The organism is Solibacillus sp. iso_87 (assembly GCF_056173085.1).
In genome coordinates, this window is sequence record NZ_CM149656.1 from 3,709,457 (window position 1) to 3,723,263 (window position 13,807).

At 36.4% G+C, this 13,807-nt stretch carries 15 protein-coding genes; 5 read left to right on the forward strand and 10 right to left on the reverse strand.

Features of this window, described 5'->3' with window-relative positions:
• Positions 1-87 precede the first annotated feature (87 nt).
• The 5 genes from ahpC to AC0VXV_RS18945 form a co-directional block, all read right to left on the reverse strand.
• A complete protein-coding gene (gene ahpC, locus AC0VXV_RS18925; protein ID WP_087618112.1) occupies positions 88-651 on the reverse strand; it encodes an alkyl hydroperoxide reductase subunit C in 564 nt (187 codons plus the stop codon).
• Positions 652-1,095: 444 nt separating this feature from the next.
• Positions 1,096-1,218: a hypothetical protein gene (locus tag AC0VXV_RS18930; protein ID WP_008405892.1), complete on the reverse strand. Its 123-nt coding sequence runs from the start codon at positions 1,216-1,218 to the stop codon at positions 1,096-1,098.
• A gap of 24 nt (positions 1,219-1,242) precedes the next feature.
• Positions 1,243-1,365 carry a hypothetical protein gene (locus AC0VXV_RS18935; RefSeq protein WP_285848962.1) on the reverse strand — a complete coding sequence of 41 codons (123 nt, stop codon included), beginning with the start codon at positions 1,363-1,365 and terminating at the stop codon, positions 1,243-1,245.
• Between the two features lie 380 nt (positions 1,366-1,745).
• Entirely contained in the window at positions 1,746-2,147 is a 402-nt protein-coding gene (locus tag AC0VXV_RS18940) for a DUF948 domain-containing protein (protein ID WP_475529672.1), read from the reverse strand.
• Positions 2,148-2,278: 131 nt separating this feature from the next.
• Positions 2,279-3,856, reverse strand: coding sequence for an NlpC/P60 family protein (locus AC0VXV_RS18945; RefSeq protein ID WP_475529673.1), 1,578 nt, complete (start codon positions 3,854-3,856; stop codon positions 2,279-2,281).
• 355 nt (positions 3,857-4,211) lie between these two features.
• On the opposite strand from AC0VXV_RS18945, the gene AC0VXV_RS18950 reads away from it, so the two are divergent.
• Complete coding sequence (locus AC0VXV_RS18950) at positions 4,212-4,946, forward strand: MerR family transcriptional regulator (protein ID WP_475529674.1); 735 nt, start codon at positions 4,212-4,214, stop codon at positions 4,944-4,946.
• Positions 4,943-6,655 carry an ABC transporter ATP-binding protein gene (locus tag AC0VXV_RS18955; protein WP_475529675.1) on the forward strand — a complete coding sequence of 571 codons (1,713 nt, stop codon included), beginning with the start codon at positions 4,943-4,945 and terminating at the stop codon, positions 6,653-6,655. The genes AC0VXV_RS18950 and AC0VXV_RS18955 overlap by 4 nt, the downstream gene beginning before the upstream one ends.
• Before the next feature lie 102 nt (positions 6,656-6,757).
• On the opposite strand, the gene AC0VXV_RS18960 is transcribed toward AC0VXV_RS18955, so the two are convergent.
• The 4 genes from AC0VXV_RS18960 to AC0VXV_RS18975 all read right to left on the reverse strand — a co-directional run bounded on the left by AC0VXV_RS18960 (position 6,758) and on the right by AC0VXV_RS18975 (position 9,331).
• Positions 6,758-7,114 carry a hypothetical protein gene (locus tag AC0VXV_RS18960; protein ID WP_475529676.1) on the reverse strand — a complete coding sequence of 119 codons (357 nt, stop codon included), beginning with the start codon at positions 7,112-7,114 and terminating at the stop codon, positions 6,758-6,760.
• A gap of 76 nt (positions 7,115-7,190) precedes the next feature.
• Entirely contained in the window at positions 7,191-8,237 is a 1,047-nt protein-coding gene (locus tag AC0VXV_RS18965; RefSeq protein ID WP_475529677.1) for a DUF4097 family beta strand repeat-containing protein, read from the reverse strand.
• Positions 8,238-8,239: 2 nt separating this feature from the next.
• Positions 8,240-8,554: a PadR family transcriptional regulator gene (locus AC0VXV_RS18970; protein ID WP_339174242.1), complete on the reverse strand. Its 315-nt coding sequence runs from the start codon at positions 8,552-8,554 to the stop codon at positions 8,240-8,242.
• 114 nt (positions 8,555-8,668) lie between these two features.
• Complete coding sequence (locus AC0VXV_RS18975; RefSeq protein WP_475529678.1) at positions 8,669-9,331, reverse strand: phospholipid phosphatase; 663 nt, start codon at positions 9,329-9,331, stop codon at positions 8,669-8,671.
• Between the two features lie 120 nt (positions 9,332-9,451).
• On the opposite strand from AC0VXV_RS18975, the gene AC0VXV_RS18980 reads away from it, so the two are divergent.
• The gene (locus tag AC0VXV_RS18980; RefSeq protein WP_475529679.1) at positions 9,452-10,663 is read left to right on the forward strand and encodes an NAD(P)/FAD-dependent oxidoreductase; all 1,212 of its coding nucleotides are present in this window, start codon (positions 9,452-9,454) and stop codon (positions 10,661-10,663) included.
• Positions 10,664-10,744: 81 nt separating this feature from the next.
• Positions 10,745-11,146, forward strand: coding sequence for a PH domain-containing protein (locus tag AC0VXV_RS18985; protein ID WP_475529680.1), 402 nt, complete (start codon positions 10,745-10,747; stop codon positions 11,144-11,146).
• Positions 11,147-11,187: 41 nt separating this feature from the next.
• On the opposite strand, the gene AC0VXV_RS18990 is transcribed toward AC0VXV_RS18985, so the two are convergent.
• Positions 11,188-12,891: a sensor domain-containing protein gene (locus AC0VXV_RS18990; RefSeq protein ID WP_475529681.1), complete on the reverse strand. Its 1,704-nt coding sequence runs from the start codon at positions 12,889-12,891 to the stop codon at positions 11,188-11,190.
• A 373-nt stretch (positions 12,892-13,264) separates the two neighbouring features.
• Here AC0VXV_RS18990 and AC0VXV_RS18995 point away from each other — a divergent pair, with 373 nt between their 5' ends.
• Complete coding sequence (locus tag AC0VXV_RS18995) at positions 13,265-13,807, forward strand: GNAT family N-acetyltransferase (protein ID WP_475529682.1); 543 nt, start codon at positions 13,265-13,267, stop codon at positions 13,805-13,807.

The following is a 13,807-nucleotide window of genomic DNA, read 5'->3' on the forward strand; positions in this document are numbered from 1 at the left end:
TCTTTTCTCTAATTAAAAACAGAGCGACAAAAACCAAGCCGTAACGGTTGTTTTTGTCGCTTACTTGTTTGTTATTTACTACTCAGATTAGATTTTACCTACTAGATCTAAGCTTGGTGTTAACGTTTCGCCGCCTTCTTCCCATTTAGCTGGGCAAACTTCACCTGGATTGTTACGTACATATTGAGCTGCTTTAATTTTGTTCACTAAAATTGAAGCGTCACGGCCGATACCGCCAGCATTAATTTCTAATGCTTGTACAACACCGTCTGGATCGATGATGAATGTACCGCGTTCTGCTAAACCATCTTCTTCGTTTAACACGTCAAATGCTTTAGAAATTGTATGAGATGGGTCACCAATCATAATGTACTCAATTTTACCGATTGCTTCAGAAGTATCATGCCAAGCTTTGTGAGTGAAGTGTGTATCAGTCGATACCGAGTAAACTTCTACTCCTAAAGATTTTAAAGTAGCATATTCGTTTTGTAAGTCTTCTAACTCAGTTGGGCAAACGAATGTGAAGTCTGCTGGGTAGAAGCATACTACTGACCATTGTCCTTTGAAGTTTTCTGAAGTTACGTCGATGAATTCACCTTTTTGGAATGCTTTCGCAGCGAATGGTGCGATTTCTTTACCGATTAATGCCATTTTAAAATTCCTCCTATAAACATAAATGAAATAATTATTATAAAATAATTATTTTTACACTCTAAAATTATCTTATATTAGCAATATTTCGTCAACCTTCTAGGACTTAAATTAAGAGAATTCTTCTTTATAAATCACACATTTGTGCCAAACAATAAGAAGGAATGAATTTCTACGCACCAAAAAAGTATTTAAAAACAAAGTTATGTCTTTTAAACGTTATTTTTGTATATTCACTTAATTCAAACAGAATTATTAAATTTATAACTTTCTCCTCTTCCCTTATAACTAGCAGCAAAAACTCTTTCTAATAAACGCCATTCTCGTTTATCGTTGTTTCATACTAATAAATGAGAAAAACGGACCTATCCACTCTCCGTATTTCTTAAAAATAAAAAAAGCCTATGCAGAAAGCTTTCACTTTCTACATAGACATTTCTTTAACTAGTTTGTAAACGACAGGACAGCATTTTTGTACTTTGCTAAAAATGCAGCAGCCTCGCTTTTAGTTGTGTATTCGAACATACGAATGTCATTGGGATTATTGAACACTGTTACTACCCACATATTTTACCGCTCCTTTTCCATTTTTTATTTTGTATATGATAATATTGCGTTTTTATATTTTTCTAATTTTGAAGTCGCTTCAATTTTCGTCGTATATTCAAATATACGAATATCGTTTATATCGTTAAATACTGTTACTACCCACATGTTTCATTTCTCCTTTTTTATAAAACTGTATTATAAATAGTCGATTCTCCCGTGACAGTTGCAGATTGTTATATAACACCCTTCCTGGTTTTTATTTTACTCCTTTTCAATTAAAAAGAAACCTCCTAATCCCTCTCTTCACAATGTGTTCATAATTTATCAGATTTCTTTGAACACTTTGTGAATGTGTTGAATTTCATGTTTTAAACAAAATAACAGAAGAATAGAAGATAAGCCAGCAAGTTCTGTTATGGTACAGAATAATAACGCTTACATATAAATTGACACTTATATTTAATTATCATTTTCTTATTTTTTACGCTGTTTAATTTTGAAAATAAAAAAGGAATGTACAGAAAATCTGTACATCCCTTTTCCTATTATGCTTTTCGCTGAATAATACCCATTGCGGTATTAGTCCAACGTTCCACCTCAGCTTGTCGTTGAGGATCATTGTTTGCTTTCTTCATAACCTTCACAGTCGCATCGTGTGACACGTCGCTCACTTGATCCAATACCTCACCAGTATGTTTGACAGATTGAATGACAGACTGAACAGATTCTTTTTTATATTCGATATCTGCCATCATACGATTGACTGTTGTTGTTAATTTCGTTGTTTCGGTTTGAATAGGGTTCAGCTGTTTTTTAATTCCTTCAGCATGTGCCAACAGCAGTGTAACAACTTTTTTTATAGGTCCAATTACAACAATAATACAGACGAATAACAGAACTACAGCAATTCCCAATATAACGAGAGCTGCTATTAACCACGGATTCATAAAATATGCCTCCTTATTTAAAATTCCTTTATTCCTTACATATACCCAACTTACTCCTAACAATACACTAAATATTTTGTCATGTAATTTAAAAAGAAACGGAAAATTTTTATTTTAATACTCATGCCCTTTTATAAATAACGTCTTGCACCGGAGTAGTTCTTTTTGTAAACACCATTGTTCATTGATTCAATTTTTACTTTTGATGCGTAGTGTGGTGCATGTAACATTTTACCGTCACCAATATATAGGCCAACATGGTACACTTTCCCCTTGCCGCCATTATAAGCAAAGAATACAAGGTCACCCGGCTTTAAATTTTTCTTCGCAACAGCTTTACCGCCTGTTGCCTGATAAAATGAATCCCTCGGAATCATGATGCCGTGTGTACGGAATACCGCATATAAAATACCTGAGCAGTCATAGCCCCACGAAGAGGTTCCTGCCCAAAGATACGGTAAGCCCAAATAACGCTTCGCTTCATTAATAATTGTAGTAGCTGTCGGTTTTGGAACTTCACTATAGGATTCATACGATTTTGCTGCATTTTTCTTTAGTAGTTTAACCCCATCACCCGGTGTCTCTACATAATAATATTTTGCAGTCTCATCAATTACCGGCAAAATAGTTGCATAGCTAATTTGTAAAAATTTCGTTTTCGCATCTTTTTCTAACAGATTCGTTTTATCTGCGGTAATAATCGCAATGCCGCAATCATCGTAGTTTTTGTTCGTTGCCACAACATGAGATTGTGGAACCCATCCAGGATAACCTGCCTTTAAATATGGAACATATTGATCTTTTGCCGCGATACGTTGCCATTTTCCTTTTGTTTCAAGCAATGAGACTTCATCGCCATATAACGCTTGGGTATCTGTACGTCCAACAAGCCATTTCTTTTGAGATAAACTTAATGATGAAATCCATTTTTGCATTTCTACCGGGTTTTTTGTCGAAGGATAATCAACAGCTCGCGCTTGGTTAGGTTTATTCCATAAATTTGTTACTGCGACATCAACTACATAACGTTTTTTCGCCGTTTCTTTTACACAGCTTTGGAACACAGGCTGTTCAGGTTCAGTAGGTCTTAATGATGGCTCAATAATTCTTGCAATATACGAAACAAAATCTCCGCGAGTCATCATATCGCTCGGATTGAATTTTTGATTTTTTGCCGGGTATACAATTTTATTTGCTACTAATGCTTGAATTGCAGGTACGGCACTATGATTTTTTGCAATATCCGTATATGGAATTGCCGCCTGTCCAGTTAACTGAAACGCAGGCACCAAAATCTTTACCGCCTGTGCACGCGATAATTTTGCATCCGGATTAAATTTCCCTTCAAACCCTGTCATCATGCCAAGCTCAGTTATTGCGGCAATGACAGGCATTCGCGAATCATCTGCCGGAATGTCTAAATATGTAGGAATTGTACTCATTTCTAAATCAATTTGCAGTGTGCGTACGATAAACTCAGCCACTTCATAGCGTGTAATCGGATCATCTGCACGAAAACTTTCGTTTGGTGATTGTACCACTCCACCTAGATTATTTAACACTGTAAGTTCTTCATTTAATTTAGAATCATTTTTCACATCCGAAAACATTTGGGCATAGCCTGTGTTTGTTGCTGCTGCTAACAGGAAACAAATTACCCCAATTTGAAGTAAAATTTTTTTCATTCTTTTCATGTTACTGCTCTTCATTTTCCTTAACCTCCCATAATATAAAAATTACCTATCTATCTCTATACGCCCTTACTCTTTCTAAATATAATAGTATTTATTGTAATTTTTTTCTATGTAATTTCGTGACTATTTGTTGATTTTTACAAATTTTTATTATTTCCTATTAATTAATTGGTTCATATTTAGTTGAATTTTTTTCACGTGGAACATAATGTGACAACTTTCGATAAATTTGCACATTATTTTTTTGTAAAACAAAAGAGATCGTCCCTTTATTTTTTTATCGCAAATTCATCATATTAATATTTTTTAAATGTTTTCATTGCATGTTACGTTACGTGAGCTTTTATACTAAATATAAGGAGTGAGGAATATGTATTCAATCGGGGAATTTTCTAAAAAGACCGGCATTACAATTCGGACTTTGCGTTATTACGGAGAAAAGGGTTTATTAATACCTGCTCGTATTTCTGAAGGCGGACAGCGCTATTATAATGATGCTAATATCATCACTGTTCAAAAGATCGTGACTTTCAAATATCTTGATTATTCTCTAGAGGAAATCAAAGAGCTGCTCAATAAAGATGATTCTTTGCTTCAATCTTTGGAACATCAAAAGTTGCAGTTACTAAAGAAGAAAAAACAGCTTGAACAAATGCTTGCAACGATTGATACAGCTATTCACATTCATCAGGAAAATACGGCTGTCGATTCCACTACATTGTTGCTCATCATTCACAGTTTACTTACAGAGGAAGCCCAAAAAGATTATTTAAGACAGTATATTCCGGAGCCGCTCATTGAACGGATTTACAGTTATTTAGATATGAATTTTATCGAAATTAATCGACGTTACATTGAAAGTCTCTATGAAATTAAACAGGCTTTCTTGCATCCTCCAGAAGATACGGAACTAAAACAACTAATCGAACAGCTATTTTCCATTATCCCTCCAGAACTAACGAAAAGTTTAGCGCAGGAATTTGAAAAATACGCAAATATTGATTTTGATAATTGGTTATTTACGATTCCGCTTTCTAGTGAGGAAGAAAATTGGCTCTTGGATCAAGCTGCACGATTGAACATATTAGAGGGGGTTATTACATGAACGTTCAGCTAAAGCAATTATGGGAACTCATTAAAAAAAGCAAATTCCCCAAAAAGCTCGTCATTGTTGTTTTTGTATTAAGTATTATCGAAACACTCGCTTCACTTGCTGTACCGTTATTTACGATGAATATGATCAACGATTTTTCGACTACCGGTTTTGCTTGGACAGCGGTCACTGCCGTTGCTCTAATCTTAGTTATACAGGCGGTTCTTAGTGGTTTGACTTACTTTCTAATGCGTATGCTTGGAGAACGGATTGTCGCGAATTTACGAAATAAACTTTGGCAACATATTTTACATTTAAAAACCCCTTATTTTGATGCCCACGAATCCGGGGAAACGATGAGCCGTATTACACAAGATACAAGCGTCGTAAAAGAACTGGTAACAGATCATCTAGTTAGCTTTGTATCGGGGATTTTCTCTATAATCGGGGCAATTGCAATTTTACTTTGGATTGACTGGAAAATGACGCTTCTTATGTTAATAGCTGTACCGCTTGCGATTTTTGTTACATTGCCACTTGGACAAAAAATGCATAAAATCGCTAAAGCCAATCAAGACGAACTCGCTTCATTCAGTGGGCATCTTGGACGGGTATTATCAAATATCCGACTTGTAAAATCTTCGCAAACCGAACCAATGGAAAGAGAACGGGGTGAAAACCGGATAGAGCAGCTTTACCGATTTGGTTTAAAAGAAGCGAAAATACTCGCTATTTTATCACCGATTATGACGCTCATTATGATGATTGTACTGATTCTTTTATTCGGTTATGGGGGCACACAAGTATCTTCAGGAGCAATTTCTTCAGGGGAGCTTGTTGCGATTATGATATACCTTGTGCAAATCATCATTCCCTTTACACAAATGGCTACTTTTTTTACAGCCTTACAAAAAGCGCTTGGTGCAACAGAACGTATTCAATCGATCATTGCTCAGGCAACCGAAAAGATATCCGGTCTTTCAATTCCTGCGGCCGCACAACATATCATTTTTCAAAATGTAAAGTTTCAATATGCCGAGCAACCTATTTTAAAAGGGATGAACTTTACGATTCCCTCTGGTAAAACAACCGCTTTTGTAAGCAGTAGTGGCGGCGGGAAAACGACGATGTTTTCGTTAATCGAACGCTTTTATGAAGTGACAGAGGGCAAAATTTTATATGGACAGACAAATATTGAACAGTATGATTTATATGAATGGCGGAAATTGTTTGGCTATGTGACGCAAGACGCGCCCCTTATGAATGGGTCGATCCGTGAAAATGTTTTGTATGGTCAAAACGAAGCAACAGACGAACAGGTAATGGAAGCATTGAAGGCTGCCTATGCCTATGATTTTGTAATTGCACTTGATCAAGGAATCGAAACAGATGTTGGTGAAGGAGGCATTAAACTGTCAGGAGGACAAAAGCAGCGGATTGCGATTGCCCGTGCAATTCTACGCGATCCACAAATATTACTGCTTGATGAAGCGACATCAAATTTGGACAATGAATCCGAACGTGAAGTCCAGCTCGCTTTACAGACATTAATGCAAAACCGGACGACCATCATTATTGCACATCGCCTTTCTACAATTACAAACGCCGATCAGATTTTACTGTTTGAAGATGGTCAGCTGTCAGGCGCAGGTACACACGCGGAGCTTATTAACTCCCACTCATACTACAAACAACTTTGGTCAAAAATGCAAATGATTTAGAGTGAAAAGTGCTCCGAAGGAAACTTCGCAGCACTTTTAAGCTATAAAAAACACGCCGAAAGTTGATTTACTTTTGACGTGTTTTTTGAATTTTAAGCAATTTTAAGCTTTCAATTGAGCGAACTGTATATTTTTACAACGCTTTTTTAGTATATCCAATACTTCGTTTAAAAGACTAATTTCATCTTTTTCGACCATCCAGGCGTTTTCATCATGCTGAGATACATACGTACTGCTTACGTATGGAGCATTTTCCGCTGTAATAAGACGCACATAACCGAATGTCATACCGGCTTCCTTGTAATCCACTCTCAATATATCTACATATGAGATAGTTTTCATCCGAGGTTTTGATTTATTTATAAATAGAAACTTTTCACCAGCATAGTCAATTGTTATTTCTGTTTTATCAAGTATCACCTTATAGCCACCAAATAATCTAAAGCTATATGTTTTCATCGTTAACGACTCCATTTCAACTATCATTAGTTTTATTATACGGATTGTGCCGATGAATTTCTAACTTTTACAAAGATTAATGAGCTAAAAGATCCTCAACCGTAATTTTCCCATTACTTGTTTTTAATTGTATGGTGTTTTCTCTAGTGCCGTGCGAATAATGCGAGGTTTTTTCATTATAAATAGATACGGATCCCCAAGCAGTCCAACTATCAATTTCAATATTTTGAAGTTTTCCTTCTGTACTCAATATTATTTGACCATTATCAGATTCAAATTTTAATGGCGATTGAACAGTTTTTAACTGTGCAACAATCCGGCCATTTCGTGACTGTGCATTGATTTTACCTAACACATTCTTAATCTCGACACGTCCGTTATCGGACTCTAACTGAAGTTCTTGACCTATCACATCCTCTGCAATAATCCGGCCATTATTGGAACTTGCTTTAACATGTTCAATGCTGGTTTCTGTAAGCACCACTCGTCCGTTAGCCGAATGAGCGTCAAGAACTTTCCCTTGGATATGGTCTGTTAAAATACGACCGTTATCTGATTTTAGATAAAATTGCTGTGCGATTGTTTCAGACACCTTAATTCGTCCATTGTCATTATGAATCACAAGCTTTTCATACTGCTTTTTAGGCAGATAAACAACTGTATCTATTGTATTGATCGTTCCTACTATTGTAATAAACCAAAAACGGCGGACCTGTTCCTGACGCTTTATAGAGATGAAAAGAGTGTCATCTTTTATCTGCATTGTTGCTTCTGTCATATGATCTTTATCCTTTGTTTCAATAAGAGCCTCGTCAGCGTCAGTAGGAACAATTACAACATTCACACCGTTAGCTTCAATTTCTACATTTTGATACGGGGTTGGCTTATCATTTTTCACAACCGCAACATTTTCCATGAAGTCCTCTTCATCATATGAAGCAAGGAGCTCTTCTGCCAGTTCTTCAATACCCCCGAATGATTTTATAATTTCTTCTGTCGTTTTTCCTTCTGCTCGGCCATTTTCAAAGTACTCTTCAAAGTCTCTGCGGATGTCATCTCTTTCTTGCTGCTGTAATTTTGCTAAATGGTAATCAAGTAAATCTAAAAATTGTTGTTCGTTCATTTTTATTCGCTCCCTTGAATTAAAGTATTTACACCTGAAATAAAACTTTCCCATTCATTACGTAAGCTCTGTAGTTGTTCAATCCCTAGTTCAGTAATTTGATAATATTTACGCGGCGGGCCTTCTGTGGACTCCATTAAATATGTTGTAAAAAGACCGTCTTTTGTTAATCTGCGTAACAGCGGATATACCGCTCCTTCTGATATTTCGATTTGTGTAGAAATTGCTTGCACGAGTTCATATCCATACATATCTTTCTTTTCCAATAAGGCGAGGACACATAAATTCAACACGCCTTTTTTAAATTGAGGATTCATTATTCCACCTCACTACTATTTTATATACAATAGTGTAACAAACACTACTATTCATTACAAGGTAGTGTACAAAAAATAATTGTGCTAAGTTATCCTTAGCACAACCTTTCTTCGTTAAAACCTTCTATAAGGTCTATCGTTTGAAAAATGGATCGCTGTCCACATTAGAGTCGCAATTAACACTAACTCAAAGGCATTTGTAATCGCATCACTGCCAATATCAATCGGAAATGCACTACCGATTGTCATAACAATTGTACCAACAAGCATCCACCACCATTTTCTTTTCCAGGCAAGCATGATTGCGGCGATTAATAAGGCGACAAGGACAATCAAAATCATTGGTGGCGGTCCGGATGCTGTTTCTGTTGTACTGTAGCTAAGTACACCATACGATTCCTCCGGAGCTAGTTCCAGTCCACTCAGCTCCCCAAAATATTCAACAATCATGGCAACAACCCATAAAGCGCCAAATGTAAAAGTAACCCAACTCCTATAGGCAAAATGAAGGTTTGCCTCTTTCATTACAAACAATGAAAAAAGTATTAAAGTCGGTGTAAATATTGCATGGAGCCAAAAACGGCCATAGCTTAGGTTTTTAAGCAGATCTCCCTCTCCAATGACATGGCCTAACGCTAATATCGCATTATCATAAATAAGGGCAGCGATAACTAAAAATAAAATGGCGGATGCAGTTTTCTTATGTTTTGCCATTCCCCAAATGAAGATCGCAATATAGGCAATCGTGAAAAAACCGAAAATATAAGGATCCATCATATCCCTCCTCTTCTTTTCTATTCTTTCCCCTTTACCCTGAAATTAAGTTATTAAAAATTTCAAGATTAAAAATGGGAAAGAGCGGGAAATATTCTTTAGATGATACAAGGGGGATTTTTTATGGAATTACACAAAGGCCTATTGTTTTGGCCGACTACACTTGTAAAAGAACCACACACGAACCCACCAATTAAACCTCATTACGATGCAATAATCGTAGGTGCCGGAATGAGTGGAATACTGACGGCGAAAGCACTAATTGATGAAGGCTTAACGGTAGCCGTTTTAGAGCGAAACGGACTCGGCTCCGGCAGTACTTCCGCTAATACAGGACTACTTCAATATTCAAATGATATTCAATTACATGAACTAAGTGATTTAATCGGGGAAGAAGATGCTGTACGTTTTTATAAACTTTGCTATGAAGCAGTTGACCAGCTCGAAAAAATTGCGCAACCTTTAAAAGATCAGGCTAATTTTATTCGACGTCCAAGCGTCTGTTTTGCCAGTGAAAAAAAAGATGTATCAAAGCTTAAAAAGGAATGTGAAGTATTAGTAAAGCACGGATTCCCTGCTGAATTTTGGAATGAACTTGTCGTAGAAGAGCGCTTGCCTTTTAAAGCCCCTGCTGCTTTGTACACACAGAATGATGCGGAAATGAACCCTTACAAATTCGTTGTTTCTTTAACCGAGCAGCTTATCGCTAAAGGGCTGGACTTATTTGAAAATACGTACGCCAATATTATTGAAGATGAGGGAAATGAGATTATTTTGCACACAATGAACGGAATTTTTAAAACATCCCGTATAGTATACACGACCGGCTACGATCGTCTTCCTTATGGAAAAATGAAGGGTGCTGACATTAACCGTTCATATGCGATAGTGACAGAGCAAAAACCCGGTTTTGAGGGCTGGTATGAAAATGCACTCATTTGGGAAACTGCTCGCCCGTATTTATATATGCGAAAAACATTGGATAACCGCATTATAATTGGCGGATTAGACGAAAAGAAAGCCGATCCTGCCAAACATGACACAAAAGTGGACGCAATGGCAAATGTGCTGCTTGATAAACTTCATGAATTATTGCCTGACGAGACCTTTCATGCACCGTACAAATACTGTGCTTCCTTCGGCGAATCATTAGACCATCTCCCTTTTATCGGACAGCATCCAGAACAGCCGAACCACTATTACCTGCTCGGATTTGGAGGTAACGGCACGGTTTATAGTATGCTTGGCTCTCAAATTATTGCCGATTTAGTCATGAACCGCCCGAATGACGATGCACGTCTCGTGACATTGGACAGGAAATATGGAATTAAATAACCAAAAAACCTCTATTGCTAGAATTGTATTTTTAATTTTGACCTTTTGTTATAAGCTATAAAATAGAAGGGGGGCTTTTTCATGGTTTTTAAATCGAAGGTGGATATTTGGATGGCTATCATATTTATTTTTGTGCCAATCTCAATGATATATGGGGTCATTACTGAGCCAAGTGCTGTTTTGCTGCTTGTTACGGCATTCATTATTGTGTTATTATGCATACTGTTTTTTGGTACAAAATACGTCATTGAAAAGGAAGAACTCATCGTTTACGGCGGTATTTATAAAAAGCGAATTCCAATTAAACAAATACGCAGCTTACGTCCATCGAAAAATCCTCTATCGGCTCCGGCTATGTCATTCGATCGTATTGAAATAACCTTTGATCCGCATATTCAGTTCATTCTTATATCCCCAAAGGAAAGGGAACTGTTTGTAAAAAAACTTCTTGAAATCAATCCAAGTATTACACTCAAATCATAAAAAAGTCCACGCAAATTGAATGATCAATCTGCGTGGATTTTTTATACGAGTATCCCCTTTTCACTTAAACGTTGCGAAAAATCATCAATCGTTAATGGACGGCTATAATAGTAACCTTGTACAAATTCACAATCAAACTCCCGTAAAAGGTGCAAGTCTTCATGTTCCTCGACACCTTCCGCAACTACTTTTAAATTAAGTGCACGTGCCAAAGAAATCATCGCTGAAACCATGGCAATGTCTGCATTGTTTTTATACATTTCGTGAATGAACGTACGATCTATTTTCAATAAATCTACCGGGAAATTCTTCAAATAGCTTAATGAGGAATAGCCTGTCCCAAAGTCATCAATAGCTAACGTAATATCCATTTCACTTAACTGCTTAATTGTATTGAGTAAATCTGAATTTTGATCTAAAAAACTCATTTCTGTTATTTCGATTTCCAATGCACTTGGTGAAATTTCATACTCCTGTAAAATTTGATTTAAACGCTCGATAAAATTATCCGCTTTCAAATGGCTTGGTGAAATATTAACAGCCACACGAAGATTTAAATTATATTGCTTATTCCATTCTGTTACTTGGCGACCGGCTTTAGCAATAACCCACTCACTAATGTCACTGATCAGTCCAAAATCTTCTGCAAATGGAATGAACTGATCCGGTGGTACAAAACCAAGTTCATCGTCAAACCAGCGAATAAGTGCCTCCATACCTTCAATTTTATTTGATTGGAGATTCACTTTCGGTTGGTAATACAGTTCAAATGCCTGATTTTTTATAGCATCATGTAACTTTGTTTCCAATGTCAGTAGTTGGTTATGTGAAAAGCGCTGTTGTTTTTTGTAAATGACAAAACCTTTATTATTGCTTTTTTTCGCCTCATACATCGCAATATCTGCATATTTTAATATGTCTTGTGCGGAATGACCATGCTCCGGGTAATTTACCGCTCCGATACTTATTGATGCATAAAACGCATAGTTATTTAAATTGAATTGGCGTTTAAATAGCGCTTGTATATCTTCTGCAGCCTTTTCAAGTAGTGTTGCATCTCTTAATATACAGATAAATTCATCTCCACTTAATCGGTAAAAAGTCATAAGTGGACTATTCAACGTTTTTGTTCGTTCCGCAATTTCTACTAAAAACAGATCTCCCACCCGATGCCCTAAGCCATCATTAATATTTTTAAATCGGTTCACATCAAATAACATAAGTGAAAATGGCTGTTGTTCCACTTCGATCAGCGTTTTTAATTCATTAAGCAACATCCGGCGATTTGGCAGTCCTGTCAAATCATCATGGTGTGCAATATGTATCATTTCCCCAATTTTCTTTTGTGCGGTAATATCTGTACGAATCGAAATATACTGATAGGGTTTTCCTTTTTCATTCAAAAAAGGCACAATCGTCGTCTGTACCCAATATGTTGAACCATCCTTTGCGCGGTTGCATACTTCTCCATGCCACGTCTTACCAGAACCTATCGTACGCCACATTTCCTTAAAAAAAGATTTTGGGTGATAGCCTGAATTTAAAAGTCGGTGATCTTTACCAATGAGTTCACAACGTTCATATTTGGAAATTTTACAAAATCGGTCATTTACCATTGTGATAATGCCTCGTTGATCTGTAACAGCCAAAATGGACGACTCGTCTAATGCAACTTTAATATTTTGTAATTCCTCTACCGTCAGTTGCATTGAACTTAGTACATTTGTATCTTCTGCTTTCACCATCTATCCACCAACTTCTATTTAGTGATTCTTTTCTAATGTATTTTCTAAAAATTTGCATTCTTTAATCCATAATTATAGTTCTTAGTTAATGATTTAGATAGTTCTTTTAGATAATTTCGACTATTTTTTATAATTTTTTACTTTTTCTCTCTCATTTTTATTTAGTTTCTGAAATTTACTAGAAACTTTTTATTGAGGTTCTTTATTAAATGTTCAATATTCTCTACTTTTACTGGAATATTCTGATAAAATAATAGTAATTTCCATTGAAAGGATTGATAAAATGAAAACATTTACGAAAGTGATTGAAAAGTAATCTTTACACTCTTTTCAATCAAATATGAACCTAAAATTATTTGAAAAGAGGAAAACGATGTATACAGATCAGGAACTAATCATCCGACCAATTATTGAACAAGATATGGAACGTTTATGGGAACTAATTTATAAAGATGAGCAGCCCGAATGGAAAAAATGGGATGCGCCGTATTATCCGCATAGAGCGATTCCTTATGAACAATTTATCCAGACAATGCAGGATTGGATCAGCGATAAAAGTATGTGGGTTATTGAAGTATCCGGGGTTGTTCGCGGGATTATCTCATACTACTGGGAACACGAGCCTTCAAAGTGGATTGAAATGGGCATAGTTCTGCATGAAGGGCAATCGTGGGGAAAAGGGATTGGAACACGGGCATTGAAATTATGGATTGCGCATTTATTTCATACAATGCCATTAGTGCGTGTTGGTTTAACGACATGGTCAGGCAATGAACGCATGATTCGTGTTGGCGAAAAACTGGGGATGCAGCTAGAAGCAAGAATCCGTAAAGTCCGCTATTACGAAGGGCACTATTATGACTCGATTCGCATGGGGTTACTCAGAGAAGAATGGGAAGCATTGAATAAAGAATAA

What these genes read in the sequence shown, in the direction of transcription:
- AC0VXV_RS18985 (WP_475529680.1), top strand. Translation starts at nt 10,745, where the DNA reads ATGGTTTTTAAATCGAAGGTGGATATTTGGATGGCTATCATATTTATT.
- AC0VXV_RS18930 (WP_008405892.1), bottom strand. Translation starts at nt 1,218, where the DNA reads ATGTGGGTAGTAACAGTGTTCAATAATCCCAATGACATTCGTATGTTC.
- AC0VXV_RS18955 (WP_475529675.1), top strand. Translation starts at nt 4,943, where the DNA reads ATGAACGTTCAGCTAAAGCAATTATGGGAACTCATTAAAAAAAGCAAA.
- AC0VXV_RS18935 (WP_285848962.1), bottom strand. Translation starts at nt 1,365, where the DNA reads ATGTGGGTAGTAACAGTATTTAACGATATAAACGATATTCGTATATTT.
- AC0VXV_RS18995 (WP_475529682.1), top strand. Translation starts at nt 13,265, where the DNA reads ATGTATACAGATCAGGAACTAATCATCCGACCAATTATTGAACAAGAT.
- AC0VXV_RS18945 (WP_475529673.1), bottom strand. Translation starts at nt 3,856, where the DNA reads ATGAAGAGCAGTAACATGAAAAGAATGAAAAAAATTTTACTTCAAATT.
- ahpC (WP_087618112.1), bottom strand. Translation starts at nt 651, where the DNA reads ATGGCATTAATCGGTAAAGAAATCGCACCATTCGCTGCGAAAGCATTC.
- AC0VXV_RS18980 (WP_475529679.1), top strand. Translation starts at nt 9,452, where the DNA reads ATGGAATTACACAAAGGCCTATTGTTTTGGCCGACTACACTTGTAAAA.
- AC0VXV_RS18970 (WP_339174242.1), bottom strand. Translation starts at nt 8,554, where the DNA reads ATGAATCCTCAATTTAAAAAAGGCGTGTTGAATTTATGTGTCCTCGCC.
- AC0VXV_RS18990 (WP_475529681.1), bottom strand. Translation starts at nt 12,891, where the DNA reads ATGGTGAAAGCAGAAGATACAAATGTACTAAGTTCAATGCAACTGACG.
- AC0VXV_RS18975 (WP_475529678.1), bottom strand. Translation starts at nt 9,331, where the DNA reads ATGATGGATCCTTATATTTTCGGTTTTTTCACGATTGCCTATATTGCG.
- AC0VXV_RS18960 (WP_475529676.1), bottom strand. Translation starts at nt 7,114, where the DNA reads ATGAAAACATATAGCTTTAGATTATTTGGTGGCTATAAGGTGATACTT.
- AC0VXV_RS18965 (WP_475529677.1), bottom strand. Translation starts at nt 8,237, where the DNA reads ATGAACGAACAACAATTTTTAGATTTACTTGATTACCATTTAGCAAAA.
- AC0VXV_RS18940 (WP_475529672.1), bottom strand. Translation starts at nt 2,147, where the DNA reads ATGAATCCGTGGTTAATAGCAGCTCTCGTTATATTGGGAATTGCTGTA.
- AC0VXV_RS18950 (WP_475529674.1), top strand. Translation starts at nt 4,212, where the DNA reads ATGTATTCAATCGGGGAATTTTCTAAAAAGACCGGCATTACAATTCGG.